This is a genomic window from [Bacillus] enclensis, from assembly GCF_001456935.1.
Taxonomy (GTDB): Bacteria; Bacillota; Bacilli; order Bacillales; family Bacillaceae_B; genus Rossellomorea; species Rossellomorea enclensis.
Window position 1 is genome coordinate 290,995 of sequence record NZ_KQ758483.1, and the last position, 19,076, is coordinate 310,070.

The window sequence follows — 19,076 nt, forward strand, 5'->3', positions numbered from 1 at the left end:
AAAAGACTGTTTTCCATCCGATTGGCCAGGTTTCTTGGTTAATCATGATGGGGCAGTCTTTTTTTGTGCTGATTTTGGATAGACCTTAAAGTATCGGCTGTATACATGCCTGCCTGTCTGAATCAGAAGTAAGTGAAATGCAGGAAGCAGGAATATATAAACGGGTGCCTTTAGGAACAGAATTCCCTGATTCACCATTGCTATCTCAATGAATGATAAAAAGGCGACAGTCATTATGGTGAATGAAAGTTCGGTGTTCCGAAAATAAATGACAAGTGTATAAAGATAAGTGGTGAAAAATAGATAGACAAAATTCCCGGTAATATTATTTCTCGCTTCCTCTGGGAACGCATAGATCGGCAATTCATACAAACTCAATAAAGAGGAAAAAAACCAGCCTCCCGATTGAGCCAGGGTCAGCATGGCAAAGAACAGGGTGGTAAAGTTGATGTAGCGTGACCTGTTGTTATCCATGTGTTTCCACCATATCTTTGAAAGTATCACAGTCAGTATCAGAAAAAATGTAGTGAAAATAGTCCTCCACCAAATATGGACATACACATCCAGATATATGAACAGCGTTTCAATCAAGAAAAAAAGACCAATAATAAGGATGATCCACCTGATTCTTAAATGTGTTACAACGACAAATGTAATGGCCACTGGTACGGCGAAGGCTTGTGAAACGAGAGAACCCAGCACACTGTCGTTATATTCATTGGCAAGAATTCCGGGATCATACTCATAGCTTTTGAACAGAACAAAAATGATGAACTCAAATAAAAAAGCAAGCCCACAGATAAAGAGCCAAAAGATTACAATCATATGGGATTTATCACGGTTTTTTAAAACGGTATAGGCCATAAGGAAGATACTAAAAACGGTGATGGCTGCAAACGGAATCCAGTTTGGCATTATTATACTCCCTCATTAAAGGATAAGTTTATCGTTCGCAAAAACGCCTGAAATTATTTATTTGGTGACCAATGTGTGAACATTTGAACGGCGGGACGGTTTAATATTGAAGGTTCATCAGGAAGGACTTATAGTAAAGCTAGCTGCAATTTATTCCCTGTGTGATAGGAATGCCAGAGATTTGGTATAAAAGTACATAGATAAAAATGATGAACTAAATAGAAGTAAACCTAGAAAGGGGAGAAGCATCATTGAAGATCAGTGATTTTTCCATACGCCGTCCAGTATTTACGGTTGTTACGATGTTATTAATTTTGATATTAGGGGGAGTCTCCCTATTCAGAATTCCTTTAAAGCTCATTCCAGATCTGAATCCCCCAGTAGGGGTCGTAGTGACCAATTATCCGGGAGCAAGCCCCGAAGAGGTCGTGGAGAAAGTTACAAAACCATTGGAAGAAAACCTATCCACACTTCCTGGAATGAAAAATATCCAGTCCACTTCCAGGGAAGGTTCCAACTTCATTCTCCTAGAATTTTCATGGACGACCTCCATCGACGAAATTGAAAATGACGTACTCCAGCGAATCGATCAATCTCCTCTGCCGGACGGAGCACAGCAGCCCAGATTCTTGAAATTCGACCCGGCCCAGTTTCCCATCATCCAGGTATCACTGAGAGAAGAAGGGGAAGGGAATAATTTAAAAGCACTGGCAGAAAAACTAAAGTTGGAACTGACCAGGGTCGAAGGCGTTGCCAATGTAAATGTTTCAGGTTCCTTTAACGATGAAGTGGTCATTGAACTAGATCAAGAGTCATTAAAGAAGTATCAATTGAAGCAGTCTGATATCGTCAATGCAGTAAGGGCGAACAATATCACTTCACCGGGCGATACCATCGAAACAGATGGCCAGACATTGACGACAAGGGTCATCAGTCAATTGCAGAATATCGATGACATAAAAAAGCTTGTTTTAGGAGTGAACCCTCAAACAGGCAAGAATATTACATTAAAAGAAGTAGCAACTGTGGAACGCAAGGAACAGAGTACCAATACCTCCACCCGGGCAAATCAGGAGCCTGCCGTTCTATTCAGCGTTCTTCAGCAGTCAGATGCCAATACAGCTTCTGTTTCCAAAGCGTTTCAAGAAGAATTAGACAGGCTGCTGAAACAGGATCAATATAAATCCATAAAATCCAACATTTTATTTGATCAAGGTGACTATATCTCTGAAGCAATTGGCAACATTACCAGTTCACTATTGATTGGCGGAGCTTTTGCCATGCTCGTGCTATTTTTATTCCTCAGAAATATAAAAAGCCCATTAATCATAGGGGTGGCAATTCCTTACTCAGTCATTGTCACGTTTGTCCTCATGTTCTTTGCGGATTTCACACTGAACATTATGACACTTGGCGCACTTGCACTCGGTATCGGAATGCTTGTGGATAATGCAATTGTGGTGATTGAAAATATATACAGACATTTATCTCTAGGGAAAGATTCCCGGACTGCAGCAAGTGAAGGTGCAAAGGAAGTCGGGGCAGCCATTACAGCATCAACCTTAACGACGGTTGCGGTTTTTCTTCCGGTCGTATTCATTTCAGGATTGCTGGGGGAATTATTCACTGAATTTGCCCTGACCATATCATTCAGCTTGATTGCTTCTTTGGTGGTTGCCCTGACAGTAATCCCGATGCTCGCGAGCAGGCTGTTGAAGAAACCAAAAGGAAATCTTGAAGCAAGGCGCAGGCGTTCAAAGACCCGCAAACGTTTCATTCAAAGCATCAAATGGTCTCTGCGCCACAGGTTCGTTATTTTATTTATCACTATTGCCACCCTTGCAGCCGGAGGCTATGGACTGACTACTGTCGGTACTCAATTTCTGCCTCCGACCGACGAAGGATTTTTCAATATGAAAGTCGAGCTTGAAAACGGCTCCTCCATAAATGAGACGAATAAAACAGTTAAGGCAATTGAAGCGAATCTGGAAAAGCAAAAAGATGTTGATGTATTTGTCAGCCTTGTCGGCACAACTCAGGAAGAATCATTCAGGGGTTCCGAAAAAGGAAATATAGCAGAAATATACGTAAAGATGAAACCTCTTGAAGAAAGAGAACGATCCATCTTTGCATTTGCAGATGACATTAAACCTGAGATAGAAAAAGCTGCCCGGAGCGTGAATGAATCAGCTGAGATTTCTTTCAATCTGCAATCCACTTCGGGTACCAGTCCGCAAACTTTGACCTTTAATGTCCGTGACACTGATCCAAACAGGCTTGATAAATCTGCAGACCGCCTGTTCGATTCACTGAAGGATATGAAAAACGTAACAGCTCTCAGTACGGATAAGATGGAGACGGTGAAAGAAATTCAAATGAGCGTCGATGAAGACAAGGCATTAAAACAAGGTCTTACACCAGCTCAAATCGGAGCGGCAGTCCAGGATATCACAAGAGGGGTGATGGCCACCCAAATCGTGACGAAGGATTCGGATGTACTTAGTGTATTTGTACAGTATGACCGCAATATAACCGAGAATCTGGATTCATTAAAAAAACTGCTGATCCCTAATGGAAGAGGGGAGTATATTGCACTCGATTCGGTTGTGGATTTCAGCATAGAAGATGGACCGGTCAGCATCCAGCGAATCGATCAGCAGCATGCTGTCCAATTCGATCTGAAATATTCATCAGCGACCAATCTTGGAACCATTTCCAAAGAAGTGGATGAAAAGATAGAAAAGCTTGATCTTCCTGACGGCACACAAGTTTCATTCAGCGGGGATAGAGAGCTTCTTGAAGACTCGATTGACGATATGGCTCTTGCACTTGGACTGGCCATTGTTCTTGTATACTTGGTGATGGCCGCGCAATTTGAGTCATTTAAATATCCATTTGTGATCATGTTCACTGTACCGTTAATGGTGATTGGTGTTTCCCTTGCCCTTACCATGACCAAAACGCCGATCAGCATATCAGCTATCATCGGTGTGATCGTCTTGGCTGGTATCGTAGTAAATAATGCCATTGTCATTGTAGATTACATCAACCAGCGGAAAGAAACCGCCGCTAACAGCTTTGAGGCGATCGTCGAAGCTGTACAGGATCGTACAAGGCCGATATTGATGACTGCCCTGACGACCATCCTTGGCCTGCTTCCTTTGGCTCTCGGAATAGGAGAGGGGACAGAGATCAATCAGCCGATGGGTATTGCAGTGATAGGGGGTCTGGTCAGCAGTACTTTGTTGACTATCTACGTCATTCCTGTCGTTTACAGTTTCTTTGACAAAGAAACCAGACGGATGAAAAGAAAAAAGACAACCTTTAAATATTAAGTGAAGTTCACCCTGATCCCGGGCTTAGAATGTTCGGTGGAAAGGGTGAACTTATTTTTTTCGTAGCACTCGTATAAGAAGGAAACTAACCACAAGAATGAATCAGCGTAATAATTGGGAGGAGAATGGTAAAAATAAATGGAGATACATCTATAGGAGGATTCTCAAGATGTTACATTCCCTTTATCTACATAACAACCGATTAATTAATATATTTAAGCGATACATGTTGCTCATTGAATCAAAGATTTCACTCAATAACAGTGGATATTCATGAAGAAGACCATCACGAAAACAGAAGGGATCCTCTGGAGTATTGCACTTCCGGGGTTTCCTCAATTATTGGTCGGCCTGTGGTTTAAGGGAACTCTGTTTGTCCTTCTTGAGATCATTATCAATGTACAAAGCAACTTCAATCAGGCAATCATGTTCAGTTTTCTGGGAGAAACACAAAAGGCTGCAAATGTGATTGATTATCAGTGGTTGATGTTTTATCCTTGTCTTTATATGTTTGCCATGTGGGATGCGTATAAAATCTCCGTGGTAAAAGAAGAAGAGTATGCGTACCTGCCATTTGTACTATCTGCTTACTTTGTCACCGTGGGTCTGATGCTTTCGCCTAAAGTATATTTGTTGGGGCGGTTCATAGGTCCAATTTTCTTTCCGATGATGTGTGTCATACCTGGTGTATTCATCGGTCTTGCACTGCGCTCCGTCTTACTCAGGTTCAGGTGAGGCATATTTCTTTACGCTGTTCTTAAAATGAAATAAAATGTATATATTAAAACATACGTTTTCTACCTGTCAAAGGGGAGTAGCTATAGGCTTCGGCCTAAACAAAGTCGTCATTTCATGGATATCTCCATCGGCTTTGTTGGCATTTTGAACAATGCTAAGCAAGACCTTTGCCTTTATTGGGCAAGGGTCTTTTTTATTTTATGAAATTCCTTGCCTAACTTGAAAACAATTTACTAACAGGGGGGATCTTACGAACATGGACGCGTCTATGCTTTTGGAATATGGATGGGTACTGCTTATCCTGGTAGGTCTTGAAGGCATCCTGGCTGCCGATAACGCTGTTGTAATGGCTGTAATGGTTAAGCATTTACCTGCAGATCAACGGAAAAAAGCCTTGTTTTATGGATTATTTGGAGCATTCTTATTTAGGTTCCTTGCCCTTTTCATGATTTCATTCCTGGTAGATGTCTGGCAGGTACAGGCGATCGGGGCAATATACCTTTTCTATGTGGCCATTCATCATTTTATTAAAAAGAAAAAAGAGACGGGTGAAGTCGAAGGCGAATCCTTTAATGCAAAGGGTTCAGGATTCTGGACAACGGTTTTAAAGGTGGAACTTGCCGATATTGCATTTGCTGTCGACTCTATGCTGGCCGCAGTCGCTCTTGCCGTGACCCTTCAGCCGGCAGGCTGGTTTAAAATCGGGGGAATCGACGGCGGACAGTTCGCTGTCATGTTTCTTGGCGGTATAATCGGTCTGGTCATCATGAGATTTGCTGCAACCTGGTTTGTTAAATTGCTGGAAAAATATCCGACATTGGAATCCACTGCCTTCTTGATTGTCGGATGGGTCGGAGTGAAGCTCGCAGTGTTCACTCTCGCTCACCCGGAAGTTGCAGTACTGGACCGTCACTTTCCGGAATCGAAAGGCTGGAAAGCAGTTTTCTGGAGTGTCCTCATTCTGCTTGCTGCCGGGGGATATTTACTTTCAAAAAGCAAAGCGAAGAAAACAGAATTAAAGGAAACTGAGTAATAATATAAAGCCGGTGCCGTGATTTTACTGCTGCACCGGCTTTTTGTTTTGCACATTTTTACAGGGTTTTATTTAAGGTATCGTAAAGAAGAATGAATTTTTCCCCGTGCAACCCCCTTAAAAAATTTTTTCATCACGTAATTCTTGTAATAGAGCGATCGCTTACAAAAAATTTCAGAGGTGCTACATATGACAAAACAAAAACAATTAAAAATCATGAAATCTACACTGGCTGTATTGCTTGCAGGATCAGTTACTTTCTCAGGGACTTCAGCATTTGCAAATTCAGATAGTGAAGTTGATACTGTGTCTATCGACCAGAAAGAAACGGATTCGAAGACAAATGTACAAGTGAACGATGAGGCGACAATCGATTCAGTAAAAGAAGAAGTTGAGAAATTAGAAGAATCCACTGAAGCTCCATCTTTATTACCTGGTGATTTCTTCTATTTCGCAAAGCTCGCTTTGGAAAAAGTAAAGCTTGCTTTCACAATGGACGATAGCAAAGAAGCGAAACTACTTGCAGAATACGCAGCCGAGCGTTTGGCTGAAGCAGAAGCATTGTTCCAGAATGGACAGGAAGAAGAAGCAGTCGAGGCAATCAACAAAGCAATCGACATGATGAATTCATTTGACGACAAATGGTCAGAAGAAGATGCTTCAGGAGAAGATACGGTTTCAGAAGACAAAGATGACGCTGCGGAAGATGAGGTTTCAACTGAAGAAGAACCCCCTTCAGAAGACACTGACCAGCCTTCCGAAGAGGAAGATAACACTGAAGACACAGAAGGAACGGTTGAGTCAGAAGAAGATACAACAGACGAAAGCAGTAAAACAGAAGAAAACACAACAGAAGACAAAGATACAGAAGAAATGAAAGAACTCATGTCCCAAAATATCGCAGCTTTAAGTGCAGCAATGGAAAAAGTGAAAAACCCTAAAGCAAAAGCCGCGTTACAGAAGAATATTGAAAAGAGCTATGAAAAATTAGCTGAGAAGCTTGCCAAGTTCGAAGATAAATGGGCAAAAGAAGAAGAGGCAGAGGAAACAGCCGACGAAGAAACGGATGTAACTTCAGAAGAAACAACAGAAACACCTAAAGCTGATACTTCAGAAGAACCAACTGGTGAAACTACTGAAGAAGAACAACCAGTTGAAGAAGAACAATCAGTTGAAGAAGAAGTTGCTCCAGCACCAGCACCAGTGAAGACAGATAAAAATGCAGTGAAAGAAGAGCGTAAAGCAGTCAAGCAGGAAGCGAAAGTACAGCGTGAAGAAAGAAAGCAGCAGGCAAAAGAGCACCGCGAAACGCTGAAAGAAGAAAGAAAGCAAGTGAAGGATGGCCGTAAAGAAGATAGAGGCCAGAGTGAAAGCCATAAAAATAAAGGTGAAGGACATCAAAAGAACGATCATGATAAAGGGCAGGGTCAAAAAGGGAACGGACATAACTAATTTTGCGGCTGTAAAGAAAAGGATGAAACACCTTGAAGGGTAAAACGTTTTAATCCATCAGTCTGAAGGGGGAACTGCAGTACTATTCATCGTATTCCATTAATTGGGAAGTGCCAATCAAAGCACGTTTTGATGAAAAAGGGCCTGCAGTACCCCTTCCTCTCATTTTTTATTGAAAAATGGCAGCTTATTAGTATAATAGTGTGCATGATGGGGTGAGACTGATGCTAAATTTATTACTGTTTTTATTAACGAAAAAAATGAAGAAGCCGTCGTTGGAAGAATTGGCAGCAGACATACAAGGCGGTAACGAGCAGCTTCTTAATACAGTCATCAATGATTATAAACCATTTGTTAAGAAAACCGTTTCTTCCGTATGTAAACGGTATATTTATGAAAGCGATGATGAATTTAGCATCGGTCTGATTGCGTTTAATGATGCTATTTTGAAATACAACCAAGATCGTGGTTCATCTATTCTTAGTTTTGCAGAAGTGATCATTAAGCGGAAAGTAATCGATTTTATAAGGAAGAATGGAAAATATCAAGATATCAGTATGGATCGGAACCTAATTGAAGATGATACAGATTCATCAAGCTTGAGCGTTGAGCAGGTGGTTTCCGTTGAAGAATTTGAGAAGCAGCAGGAAATTGAGAAAAGAAGAGAAGAAATAGTTGATTTCCAAGAGCACCTCTCAGAATACAGTCTTTCCTTTAACGACTTGGTTGAACAGTCGCCTAAACATGAAGATGCCAGACTTAATGCGATTGAAATTGCCAAAAGAGTCGTCACGTCGAATGAATTAATGTCTTACCTTAAAGAAAAGAAACGTTTACCTATAAAAAAATTAGAGAAACAGGTGAATGTCAGCAGAAAGACGATAGAAAGAAACAGGAAATACATAATTGCTATCTCTCTCATTATGAGCGGTGATTATATGTATTTAAAGGATTACTTAAAAGGGCGGTTAGATAAATGAAAAAAGGGATCATTATGGAAATTAGACGTGATGTACTCATTATGATGACGCCTGATGGGCAATTTATGAACGGAAGGAAAGCACCGGACGGCAGCTATTCAATAGGTGAAGAGATAACTTTTTTTCCTGTAAAGGAAGGCAGAAGATTCGGTTCGGGATCTAATTGGAAGACAGCTGCATCGATCCTGACAGCGGCCATACTTATGATTACGCTCTTTTCTGCATCATTCATTCAAAGCAATAAAGCATATGCCTATGTATCAGTAGATATTAACCCAAGCCTTGAGCTTTCTTTAAATAAGGAAAACCAGGTGATTGACATAACCCCGTACAATGAAGATGCAAAGATATTGATGGAGAAATTAGATAATTGGAAGAAAGAAAATGTCAGTGACGTTACTGAGGAAATACTCCGTCTGAGTGAAAAGCTTGGTTATTTAAAAAATGACCAAAGAGTGTGGATCACGTCCACCATGACAGATTCCTCAAAAAGCAGTAAACATTCAGCATTGTTTGATGACTTGAATTCTTTCGTTAAACAATATAACAACTTGCACAGCAATGAAATCATCATAAATGAAACGTCCAAGGACATTCGAGATAAAGCAATAGAGAAAGGGATAACGGCTGGTGCCTTTCTGAAAGAAGAAGTTAAATCCGAAAAACCAAAACCTGTTAAGCCTGCCGGGGCCGCCCCTAAGGAAAGTGAGAGGGAAATGGAGAAAAGTGCAGATTCCGACACTACACCAGTTGAAAAAGAGCCTCAGTCGTCTGAAGGAAAAAAGGATGCCCTTGGTGATTCAGAACAAAAAAATGATGGAGAGACAGATACCAGCAGCAGTAAAGGGAAAGAAAAAAGTCATGAGAATAAAAGCAATGAGAGAAACAAACATTATGAACCAAGTCATCCTTCTCAGAAGAATCATTCTGACTCTGGGAACGGTTCTAACAATGGTCAAAAGGCAAGCGGGGAAAAACCAGGGAATCATTCAACAAATAAAAGCGATAATAATGGTCAATCCAATCGGGAAAAAAGAAAAGGGCATGGAAATAGGCAGGATGAACAGTCTCCTGACAGCAGGGGCAACCAGAATAAAGATAAAAATAACCGATAAATAGCAATAATGGAGGAAGGCTCATTTGCTTATAAAAATGAGCCTTCCTTTCTTTTAGCTTTTATATATGTAAATCCGGCCGGCATTACCGGCCGGGTTTAGCCATATTATTTAGTTTGACCGCCTGAAAGCTGGGATTGAGCCTGCTTTACAAGACGCTTTGTAATTTCCCCTCCAACTGAACCGTTAGAACGGGAGACAGTGTCAGAACCAAGTGTCACGCCAAATTCCTGAGCAATTTCATATTTCACTTGATCAAGATACTGCTCGACACCAGGAACTAATAACTTGTTGCTGCTTCTAGCCATAATGAATGACCTCCTTTTTTGAAAAACGTGAAGCTTATTTGCTTCCGTACAAGTAGTATTCGTAAAGGATTAGTAAGTGATGAGTGGTAATTTTTATTCGGATTGGATAGTGGTGCGGACAGTTGGTTTTAAGCTTCCTTGATATATGTAAGAATAAAATAGAAGAAATCTGCTTTTTTTCTTTCTTTCCATGTCCATTTTATTTAAGATAGATAAAGTACATATTATTATTGCTTTGAAAGGGAAGTCCATTATGTGGTTATCATTACGTTCGAAACTGAATAAGTTGACGCCGGCTCAAGTGATTGTCAGCTATTATCTGCTTGCAGTTACGGTTGCGACATTATTGCTTAGTATGCCCGTCGCCCACAAGCCAGGGGTGGAGTGGAAGTTCATAGATGCTTTATTCACTTCTGTTAGTGCAGTCAGTGTCACAGGACTGAGTGTCGTAAGTACAGCCGACACGTTCAGTACAACGGGAATCTTCCTGCTGATATTCGTCCTTCAGTTCGGGGGAATCGGTGTCATGGCAGTCGGGACGTTTTTTTGGCTGCTTGTTGGAAAGAAAATCGGCTTAAAAGAACGCCAATTGATCATGACAGATCAAAACCAAACAAATTTATCCGGCCTGGTCAATCTTTTGAAGCAGATACTGCTTTTGATTATCATCATTGAAATTATCGGAGGTCTTACTCTCGGTGTGTATTTTATGAGCTATTATCCCACGTGGCAGGAAGCCTTTATGCAAGGATTATTTGCATCGGTGAGTGCCACCACGAATGCAGGCTTCGATATCACCGGCCAGTCGCTGATTCCATTTAGGCATGATTATTTCGTTCAGTTCATCACGATCATCCTCATTACGATGGGTGCCATCGGTTTTCCAGTGTTGATTGAGACAAAGGACTACTTAATGAATAATAAGAAAAGCAAGCATCATTTTTCACTTTTTACAAAGGTAACGACGTTGACGTTTGGATGTTTGTTAGTGTTTGGAACATTCATGATCCTCATTCTTGAGTACAATCATTTCTTCAGCGGAATGGTCTGGCATGAATCGTTCTTTTATGCATTTTTTCAATCGGCTTCTACCCGAAGCGGTGGGCTTGCGACGATGAATGTTTCAGAATTCTCTACAGCTACATTACTGGTTTTAAGCGGGTTGATGTTCATAGGTGCTTCCCCAAGTTCAGTGGGTGGCGGGATAAGGACTACTACATTTGCGCTCAACCTTTTATTCCTGTTTCATTTTTCAAGGGGAAATCAAACCATTAAGATTTTCAGAAGGGAAATTCATGAGCAAGATATCATAAAATCCCTTGTTGTGACGATTCTAGCGACCTTTATGTGTTTTCTATCCATCGTCATCCTAACCATGACGGAAAGGCACTCACTAGTCGAGATCATCTTTGAAGTTGCATCTGCGTTTGGTACTTGTGGTTTATCACTGGGGATTACTTCAGAATTGAGCACGATAGGAAAATGCGTCATCATGATCCTGATGTTCATCGGCCGTGTCGGAATCCTCTCCTTCCTATTCATGATAGGCGGAAAAGAGAAAAAGGCAAACTTCCATTACCCTAAAGAGAGGGTAATCATCGGATAAAGAAAACGGTGCCTGAATTTTGGCACCGTTTTTTATTTCTGATATAAATCTCGAACGGCTATTTTAAAACAGAATAGGGCACGTCAAAAATGATCCACAATCCAATTATCACTGGAAGGGAGGCGGCCCATGCTAGCAATGGACGCTTATGATGTATGATGAGCATCGTAAACATCATAAGGTTGAATGCGATGTCCCAACCAAAATGCCAGCCATTGTGGTAAGTCATAATGCCGGCATAATGAGATAATCCCTCGGTTATCCCGAAGATGAATGTCCAAAACAGCACCCAAAGGACCGTTTTGGTAAATGTGTCTGGAAGTCTTCCGATAAAGATGGCCACCGTGGCTGTATATTGGATGATCATCTTCAGCAGAGCGATAAAGGTATGGTTTAGTTTTAAATAGTGAGCAAGAGGATCGGCAGGCTGGAATTCCCACATTGAATAATCGAAAAGAAGAAATTGTGAAAGTAAATCCCCAATGATAAAAAATAGCAATGTCGGGTAAAAAGAATGAAACTCCTTCCAATTGCCGAATTTCCATCCTGCCAGTGCATATACGAGTAAAAATAGTAAGATCATTTTATTTCCTCATTCTATTTTTTTTTAGTCTTTGGTAATCGTGTTCATTTATTCATGTTCCTTGGTTATTGTTTCTAAAACAGTTTCCTGGATGAGCATATATATAAGTGGGAAAAGTAATGATTAAAGGAGATGATCAACCATGGCTAAACGAAAAGCACAGCATGATGCAGCTGAGAAAAATAATAAGACACCATTGAAGAATAAACAGGAAACTGAATTTGCTGCCGATTATACACATGGCGAGGATGCCATAAAAGGTAAGAATAGAAACTCAGCAAAAGGTAAAGAAGGCAGAAGCTGATGAAGAATAAAAAAGACACCGTTCGAGAAGAATTCGGTCAGGAGTTTGGAGATGTCAATGCAGCGAAGCTGATTGAAGCTTCATTAAAAGAAAACAAGCAGCATAAAGAAGATAAGAAAAAGTGCTAAGCGTCGTCGCTTAGCACTTTTTTATTATATTGAATATTCCCTATCAAATAAAAACAATGAAGAGCGGCCGTCAGCAGGCTCATAGTAAGCAAGTACGTACTGATTGCTGCCATCTGGAGAAACAATCCTCTCGAGCAGTGTATGTTTGTAGATTTCTTTTTCCGAAAGGTTCAATCCTATAAATTCTTCCCCGGCAATTTGAGGCGATCGCAAGAGTTCCTGGTAAACAGATGAACGATCTTCTTTTGTCATTTCATGATCCCACCAGGCCTTGCGAGGTTTATACTTTTGATTTCGTAAATAATCAAGTTTCATAAGTCCTTCGATCACGCTCATATCATGCTTTTCTTGAGAAGAAAGGAATTCGTATAATCTCTTGTACAGATCCTCAAGCTGGTGACCGATCCTGGACCAGCCGCGGCTTTCCCAATAAGAACCGAATTGCTGGAAGAAATCAAACGGAGTTTCGAAACAATTTGTAACCAGGTGCTCGATTGTCTGATCCATCCTATGGTCATTCCAATACTTTTCCAATACATCTTCCACTTGTTTGATCTTTAGGATATCATCAAAAGATAAAACATTGTTTCCGAGTATCTCGTAAGGGGAGTGATACATGTAAATGTATTTGTGATCGTTTGCCCGAATACGCAGGCCGGTACCCCTCAGCATTTTTAAGAAACCTAACTGCAATTCTTCAGGGCGAAGTTCGAATACATCATTGAAGGTTTTACGGAAAGAATGATAATCTTCTTCAGGAAGACCGGCAATCAAATCCAGATGCTGATCAATTTTTCCCCCGTCCTTTACCATGGTTACAGTTCGCGTGAGCTTTTTATAATTTTGTTTCCTCATGACCAGATCGTTGGTTTCATCGTTTGTAGACTGAACCCCGATTTCAAACCTGAATAATCCAGGAGGTGCTTCCTTATTGAGGAATTCAATGACTTCCGGCCGCATGATATCCGCCGTGATTTCAAATTGAAAGACTGTTCCGGGTAAATGTTCATCAATCAGGAATTGGAACATTTCCATTGCATAACTTCTGCTTATATTAAATGTCCTATCCACAAATTTAATTGTTTTTGCACCATTTTTCATTAAGAAGCGGATATCTTCCTTTACCTTTTCACGATCAAAATATCTGACTCCGACCTCTATTGATGAAAGGCAGAACTGGCAGCGGAATGGACACCCCCTGCTCGTTTCGATATATGTGACTCTTTTTGAGAGCTGAGATAGATCTTCTTCAAACCTGAAAGGTGAAGGGACGTCCCTAAGGTCGATTTTATTCTGCTGTGGTTTAATAACAGGCTTGCCATTGTCTAAGTAGGCGATGCCATGAACCTTGGACCAGTCTTCACCTCCGTGCAGTTCATCAAGGAACTGTTTGAAGGTTTCTTCGCCTTCACCAAGGGCAATGAAGTCCACTTCCCCGTCCAATCGGTCAAGCCAGTAAGGCACATCATAAGTGACTTCCGGCCCTCCAAGAACAATCTTCACATCAGGAAGAATCTTTCTAATCACCTGGATGACTTTAATCGTCTCTTCGATGTTCCAGATATAACAGCTGAATCCGATGACATCCGGTTGTTTTGAAAAAAGATCGGTCGCTATATTCAAAATCGGGTCCTTAATCGTATATTCAGCCAATTCTGCATCATAATCGGGTTCTATATATGCTTTCAGGCAGCGAATGGCGAGATTGGTATGGATATATTTCGCGTTTAACGTACTTAATACGACTTTCTTCATTGAGAATAACTCCTTTATTACTTCTTAGATCAACGTTTCATGTCTGATGTATGCCAACTCTGTCAGAAATGATCCGAAGAACCGCTCTACCCATTTTATCCGAGGGAGCGAAAAAGCTCAATATTTGTCTAAAAGTAATTCGGATTTATTGTATGAATAAGAAGGATTTCAGAGAATAGTTCCGAATTATATAGAGTAGAATTAATAAACAAGACAAAAACTGCAATCCATTTATAAAAAAGGACTGACCCATGAGGTCAGCCTTTTATCGGTGTAGAGATATTATCTTGTTTTCATCTCTCTTTTCGAGAGTAACTTTTGAAGCTTGGTAGATTTCAACTCAATGATTGGCTGTGTTATCGAAGTCAAAAGCTTTGTGGAAAAAATGCTCGTCAATATTAGAGAAACGGCCAGGAACAATAACAGGCTTGCCGTTGGATTGATTGAGTCCTTTATATCACTTACCCTGAACAATCGGATGATAAAACCGTGAAGCAGATACACGTAAAGTGTATTTCTTCCCCAATTCGTAAAGAATTGCTCTTTGCTTGGTACAAAAGCATAGAAGCTGAATATCATTACAAAATTGAGGGCGTACACAATGGCCCTTACTCCTAAGCTGATGATGTCGTTCCATTCGAAATCTCCATAAGGCTTTGATCCAAGCAGCCATTTATCAGAAAACTCCGGTACGAAATACATTCCCAAGAATACAAGTAGAATGATGATTCCTGCAGAGATGCGGGCTTTGCTTGTTTTGAAATATTCGAAGTGCTCTTTTTTCATATAGTACCCCAGCAGGAAGAACGGAAAGAATACAAATGTCCTGGACAGACTCAGATAGTTAGAGACTTCATCAACAAAGCCGACCAGCAGTCCGAGTACAATGGCTGCAGTCAATCCCATTGCGGGTTTGAACTTGAACCATTTAATGAACACGTAGAGAAGGACGTTCCAGCAGAACAGGCTGATCAGGAACCACAACGACCAATGAGGATTCAAAGGGTCGAGTTCAAATGTCGATTTGTCATACAGGAAATAATAATAGATGGTATAGATGAGCTGAAACAGGATATAAGGAAGTATCAGCTTCTTAGCAAGCTTTCCGATATATCCTTTCTTGTAGAAACCTTTTGCGAACAGACCTGCAACTAAAATGAAGGCAGGCATGTGAAACGTGTAGATGGTTTTGTAAAGCGAGAGTACAAAAGGATCGCTCTCGATGTATGAACGGATAAGATGTCCGAACACCACTAAAAAGATCAAAATGAATTTAGCATTGTCAAAATATGAATCACGTTGTTTCATAAAATCATCACCGTCTTTTTGTCTAATATGCGCTAATAAATTTTCTACCCTAGGATACAACGTGTAAAACCTGAATTTCACTGTTAATTATCACCATCTGGAAACGGTACTATTCAATCTCTATGGTAAGTTAAGCCGAAAGTCTTCTTTTGAGAATATAGGGGGATGTAGAAATGACTAAAAGCAGCAAGTTGGAAAATCAATTAGTTAAGGAAGAATGTCATCCTGTCGATAGGGAAATTTGCTTAGCCTCTCCGATGCCAATGGTTATCATAAATGACGAATTGAAAATCTGTTATGCCAATGATCAAGCTTGTAATGTTTTGAAAATGGACCTCTCCACACTGACGGGCAGGCTTTTCAACAGCTTTTTCTCATCGGTGCCTTCCCCGATTGTTGCACACTACCAGGAAGTGATGAAGTCTGGAAAATCACTCGAGGATGAAACATTAATGAATATCAAAGGCGATAAAATCATCCATGTTGAATTGATCCTAAAAAAATCCTCCGTTTCTACTAATGCCTATTTATACTTTAAAGATGTCACGAAATCCAAGGAGAGTGAACGAAAAGACCATCTCAACGTTCACCTGCTGTCGAATATATTCCAGAATGCCTCGGAAGGAATTGTCCTTTTCGACCTTGAGGGAAACATAAACGACGTGAATATGGCGTTCACCAAACAAGTCGGCATGTATAAAAAAGAAATCATCAAACGGAATATCCGTTCATTCATTCCAGAAAACTCGCATTATAAAATAGATAAAATCAAGGAACTGCTTTCTAAGAACAGAAAAGCGAGGGGGGAAATCCCGATAAAGAAGGCGAATGGGATTTCGATTGTAGAATTCACCACAAGCCCCTTTATCCATCATAAACTCCATATGGCCATCCTCAGGGATGTTACCGAAAGAAGGCAGATGGAAATCCAGGTGAAGCGAAATGAAGAGTTATTCAAGGGGTTATTTGAAGAAGCGATTGATGCCATTGTCCTTTGGGATCAGGATGGAAGGGTGTTGAAGGCGAATGCTTCTGCGCTGAAGATCTTTGAATGTTCCTTATCCGAACTATTATCAAAAAAAATAAAAGACTTCGTTTATCCGCTGGAAACCCAGAAGTTCGACCTTGTAATGGAACAATTGTATAAAAGCGGAGCTGTCAGAGACGAAGTTCTCTTCTTAATGCCTAATAATCAATTGAAGCACCTGGAGTTCACTTCAAAGCTTCATTCAGTGGATGGTTATAATATGACGATCTTCAGGAATGTAAGCGAGCGGTATCAGATGGAAAAGGAACTGAGAGAAAGTGAGGAGAGATTCAGGAAGATATTCGAAGGATCTTTGGACGGCCTATTCCTCACCAATCATAATTATGTGGTGGTTGATGCAAATCCGGAGGCAAGCAAGATCTTGCATCTGGACAAGGACCAGTTGATCGGGAAAGATGTACGGGAAATATTAAGCATTAAAGCAGAAGATGAGGCGTATCACGATTATCTGGTACAATTAAAAGAGGAAGGCCAGTCCAGTTTTTTAAAGACATTCCGCTCCCAGGATGAACGGCTTCATTATATCGAATTATCATCAAAATATAACCTTCTTTCCAATCTCAACTTGACGATCATCCGTGACATCACCGAACAAATTGAATTGCAGGAACAATTGAGAAAGTCGGACACACTGAGTGTTGTAGGAGAGCTGGCAGCCGGGATTGCGCATGAAATCCGCAATCCGATGACTGCAATGAAAGGCTTCATCCAGCTCCTTGAAAACAGTGTGGGTGAAGATCACGAAATGTATTTTAATGTCATAACGTCCGAGCTTCAAAGAATTGAATCGATCATAACAGAATTTTTGGTGCTGGCCAAACCTCAGGCCGTTCAGTATCAGGAAACAAACCTTATTAAAATCATGAAAGATACCGTCGAGTTGCTAAGTGCACAGGCGACCATGCATAACGTCCAATATGATGAACAGTATCAGGAAGGGCTTCCGCATATTTTTGCAGAACCCAATCAGTTAAAACAGGTTTTTATCAATATCATTAAAAACGCTATTGAAGTTATGACCCATGGCGGAGTCATCACGATTGGCATCCATGAAACAGATGATGATTGTGTCCATATCGAGATAAGGGACCAGGGAAGCGGCATTTCAAGAGATAAAATTAAAAAACTCGGAGAACCTTTCTATACGACGAAAGAACGCGGAACCGGACTTGGTCTTATGGTAAGCTTTAATATAATTAAAGAGCATAATGGCAGAGTGGAAGTCGATAGTAAAATAGGGGAAGGCACTGTCTTTCATATCTACCTGCCAAAGGTGTAAGGAGTTGAACGTTTATGACCGTATCAAAACTGGTGATGGATAGTCCGATTGGGCAATTGGAGCTTCTGGCTGATGATGAATCTTTAGTATCTGTGGGGTTCGGGGGAGAAGGGCAGGATCCTGCAGTTACTGATCACCGGGTCCTCCTCGAAGCAAAGCATCAATTGCAAGAGTATTTCAATGGTGAAAGGAAAGCATTTGACCTTCCCATTAAAATAGAAGGAACTCAGTTTCAGCAGGAAGTATGGAAAGCATTATGCGAAATACCCTATGGAACAACCTGTTCCTACGGAGAGATAGCTGCACGCATTAATAGACCGAAAGCCGTCAGAGCCATCGGCCAGGCCAATAAAGCCAATAAATTCCCCGTCATCATACCTTGTCACCGGGTGATCGGGAAGGATAAAACAATGACCGGCTACGCAGGTAAGCAGGTGGATAAAAAAGAAATCCTGCTGTCACTCGAGCAGGGCCTTTAGGATTTAAAGCATTTTTCTTCGGAAGAATGCTTTTTTTTGTTGTAATATTAATCCATTTAGATTATCATCTAATTAGATATACATCTAATTAGAGGGGTGAGTTCTTTGCAGCTGGAAAAACAAGTCGCTTTCCATAAAACAATGGGAGATCCCACACGAATTAAAATTGTGCATCTATTGGGGGTCGGTTCAATGCATGTAAATGCGATTGCCGGAAAATTGGGGTTGACGGCGCCTACCATTTCCCATCATCTCAACAAACTGAAGGAATGTAATCTTGTCTACTCGAGAAGGGACAAGAATACGATGTATTATTTTCTGAATAAAAAAGTGCTGGAACACCACGCAGCAGTACTTGAGCGATTCACCAATCAAAAGGGAGTGACGACACAAATGAATGAAAAAATACTGAAAGAGAAGCAAAAAGTCTTGAATAATTTCATGGAAAAGAGCGGGAGAATGAAATCCATACCTGCTCAGCAAAAGAAAAAGCTCTTTCTACTTGAACATATGGTGGAAGGGTTGAAGACCGGAACCAAATATACTGAAAAGGAAATCAATGAGTACATTAAAAACTTTCATGATGACTTTGCCACCCTGAGAAGGGAATTCATCATCCACCAGTTTATGTTCAGGGGAAATGGGATTTATGAAGTCAATCCACGGGAAATGTGGGGATCGACAGCTTTGTATAAGGGGGAATGAGAAAT

17 protein-coding genes and 1 riboswitch are annotated in these 19,076 nt (G+C 40.7%); of the genes, 12 read left to right on the forward strand and 5 right to left on the reverse strand.

Translation table 11 applies throughout. From position 1 onward, the window contains the following. Nucleotides 1–42 precede the first annotated feature (42 nt). Nucleotides 43–915 (reverse strand): hypothetical protein, encoded by an 873-nt coding sequence (locus AS034_RS09165; protein WP_058298289.1) that lies wholly within the window; start codon nt 913–915, stop codon nt 43–45. A 251-nt stretch (nt 916–1,166) separates the two neighbouring features. Between AS034_RS09165 and AS034_RS09170 the strand changes: the two genes are divergently transcribed. From AS034_RS09170 to AS034_RS09195, 6 genes are all read left to right on the forward strand, one after another. Then, nucleotides 1,167–4,250: an efflux RND transporter permease subunit gene (locus tag AS034_RS09170; protein ID WP_058298290.1), complete on the forward strand. Its 3,084-nt coding sequence runs from the start codon at nt 1,167–1,169 to the stop codon at nt 4,248–4,250. A gap of 273 nt (nt 4,251–4,523) precedes the next feature. Next, entirely contained in the window at nt 4,524–4,985 is a 462-nt protein-coding gene (locus AS034_RS09175) for a hypothetical protein (protein WP_058298291.1), read from the forward strand. Between the two features lie 62 nt (nt 4,986–5,047). Next, a riboswitch (yybP-ykoY riboswitch) is annotated at nt 5,048–5,199 on the forward strand. Between the two features lie 45 nt (nt 5,200–5,244). Next, complete coding sequence (locus AS034_RS09180) at nt 5,245–6,021, forward strand: TerC family protein (protein WP_058298292.1); 777 nt, start codon at nt 5,245–5,247, stop codon at nt 6,019–6,021. 189 nt (nt 6,022–6,210) lie between these two features. Then, nucleotides 6,211–7,473: a DUF5667 domain-containing protein gene (locus tag AS034_RS09185; protein ID WP_058298293.1), complete on the forward strand. Its 1,263-nt coding sequence runs from the start codon at nt 6,211–6,213 to the stop codon at nt 7,471–7,473. Between the two features lie 224 nt (nt 7,474–7,697). Further along, on the forward strand, nt 7,698–8,453 hold the full coding sequence (gene sigI / locus AS034_RS09190) for an RNA polymerase sigma factor SigI (protein ID WP_058298294.1): 756 nt from the start codon (nt 7,698–7,700) through the stop codon (nt 8,451–8,453). 14 nt (nt 8,454–8,467) lie between these two features. Continuing rightward, entirely contained in the window at nt 8,468–9,568 is a 1,101-nt protein-coding gene (locus tag AS034_RS09195) for an anti-sigma-I factor RsgI family protein (protein WP_162266029.1), read from the forward strand. Nucleotides 9,569–9,675: 107 nt separating this feature from the next. Here AS034_RS09195 and AS034_RS09200 read toward each other — a convergent pair whose 3' ends face one another. After that, entirely contained in the window at nt 9,676–9,876 is a 201-nt protein-coding gene (locus AS034_RS09200; RefSeq protein WP_032089084.1) for an alpha/beta-type small acid-soluble spore protein, read from the reverse strand. A 253-nt stretch (nt 9,877–10,129) separates the two neighbouring features. Between AS034_RS09200 and AS034_RS09205 the strand changes: the two genes are divergently transcribed. Further along, nucleotides 10,130–11,482, forward strand: coding sequence for a TrkH family potassium uptake protein (locus AS034_RS09205; protein WP_032089083.1), 1,353 nt, complete (start codon nt 10,130–10,132; stop codon nt 11,480–11,482). A gap of 58 nt (nt 11,483–11,540) precedes the next feature. On the opposite strand, the gene AS034_RS09210 is transcribed toward AS034_RS09205, so the two are convergent. Then, a complete protein-coding gene (locus AS034_RS09210) occupies nt 11,541–12,065 on the reverse strand; it encodes a hypothetical protein (RefSeq protein WP_058298296.1) in 525 nt (174 codons plus the stop codon). A gap of 142 nt (nt 12,066–12,207) precedes the next feature. Between AS034_RS09210 and AS034_RS22965 the strand changes: the two genes are divergently transcribed. Together AS034_RS22965 and AS034_RS23320 are read left to right on the forward strand one after the other, a co-directional pair. Next, nucleotides 12,208–12,369: a hypothetical protein gene (locus AS034_RS22965; RefSeq protein ID WP_032089081.1), complete on the forward strand. Its 162-nt coding sequence runs from the start codon at nt 12,208–12,210 to the stop codon at nt 12,367–12,369. After that, the gene (locus AS034_RS23320) at nt 12,369–12,497 is read left to right on the forward strand and encodes a hypothetical protein (protein WP_269751571.1); all 129 of its coding nucleotides are present in this window, start codon (nt 12,369–12,371) and stop codon (nt 12,495–12,497) included. The genes AS034_RS22965 and AS034_RS23320 overlap by 1 nt, the downstream gene beginning before the upstream one ends. A gap of 24 nt (nt 12,498–12,521) precedes the next feature. Here the strand turns inward: AS034_RS23320 and AS034_RS09220 are convergent, their stop codons facing one another. Both AS034_RS09220 and AS034_RS09225 read right to left on the reverse strand, forming a co-directional pair. After that, complete coding sequence (locus AS034_RS09220) at nt 12,522–14,252, reverse strand: B12-binding domain-containing radical SAM protein (protein WP_058298297.1); 1,731 nt, start codon at nt 14,250–14,252, stop codon at nt 12,522–12,524. A gap of 282 nt (nt 14,253–14,534) precedes the next feature. Then, a complete protein-coding gene (locus AS034_RS09225; RefSeq protein ID WP_032089079.1) occupies nt 14,535–15,560 on the reverse strand; it encodes an acyltransferase family protein in 1,026 nt (341 codons plus the stop codon). A 173-nt stretch (nt 15,561–15,733) separates the two neighbouring features. On the opposite strand from AS034_RS09225, the gene AS034_RS09230 reads away from it, so the two are divergent. From AS034_RS09230 to AS034_RS09240, 3 genes are all read left to right on the forward strand, one after another. Continuing rightward, nucleotides 15,734–17,887 carry a PAS domain S-box protein gene (locus AS034_RS09230; protein WP_064565154.1) on the forward strand — a complete coding sequence of 718 codons (2,154 nt, stop codon included), beginning with the start codon at nt 15,734–15,736 and terminating at the stop codon, nt 17,885–17,887. Between the two features lie 14 nt (nt 17,888–17,901). Beyond that, nucleotides 17,902–18,366: a methylated-DNA--[protein]-cysteine S-methyltransferase gene (locus AS034_RS09235; RefSeq protein WP_058298298.1), complete on the forward strand. Its 465-nt coding sequence runs from the start codon at nt 17,902–17,904 to the stop codon at nt 18,364–18,366. 105 nt (nt 18,367–18,471) lie between these two features. Continuing rightward, nucleotides 18,472–19,071, forward strand: coding sequence for a DUF2087 domain-containing protein (locus AS034_RS09240; protein ID WP_058298299.1), 600 nt, complete (start codon nt 18,472–18,474; stop codon nt 19,069–19,071). The last annotated feature ends 5 nt before the right edge of the window (nt 19,072–19,076 follow it).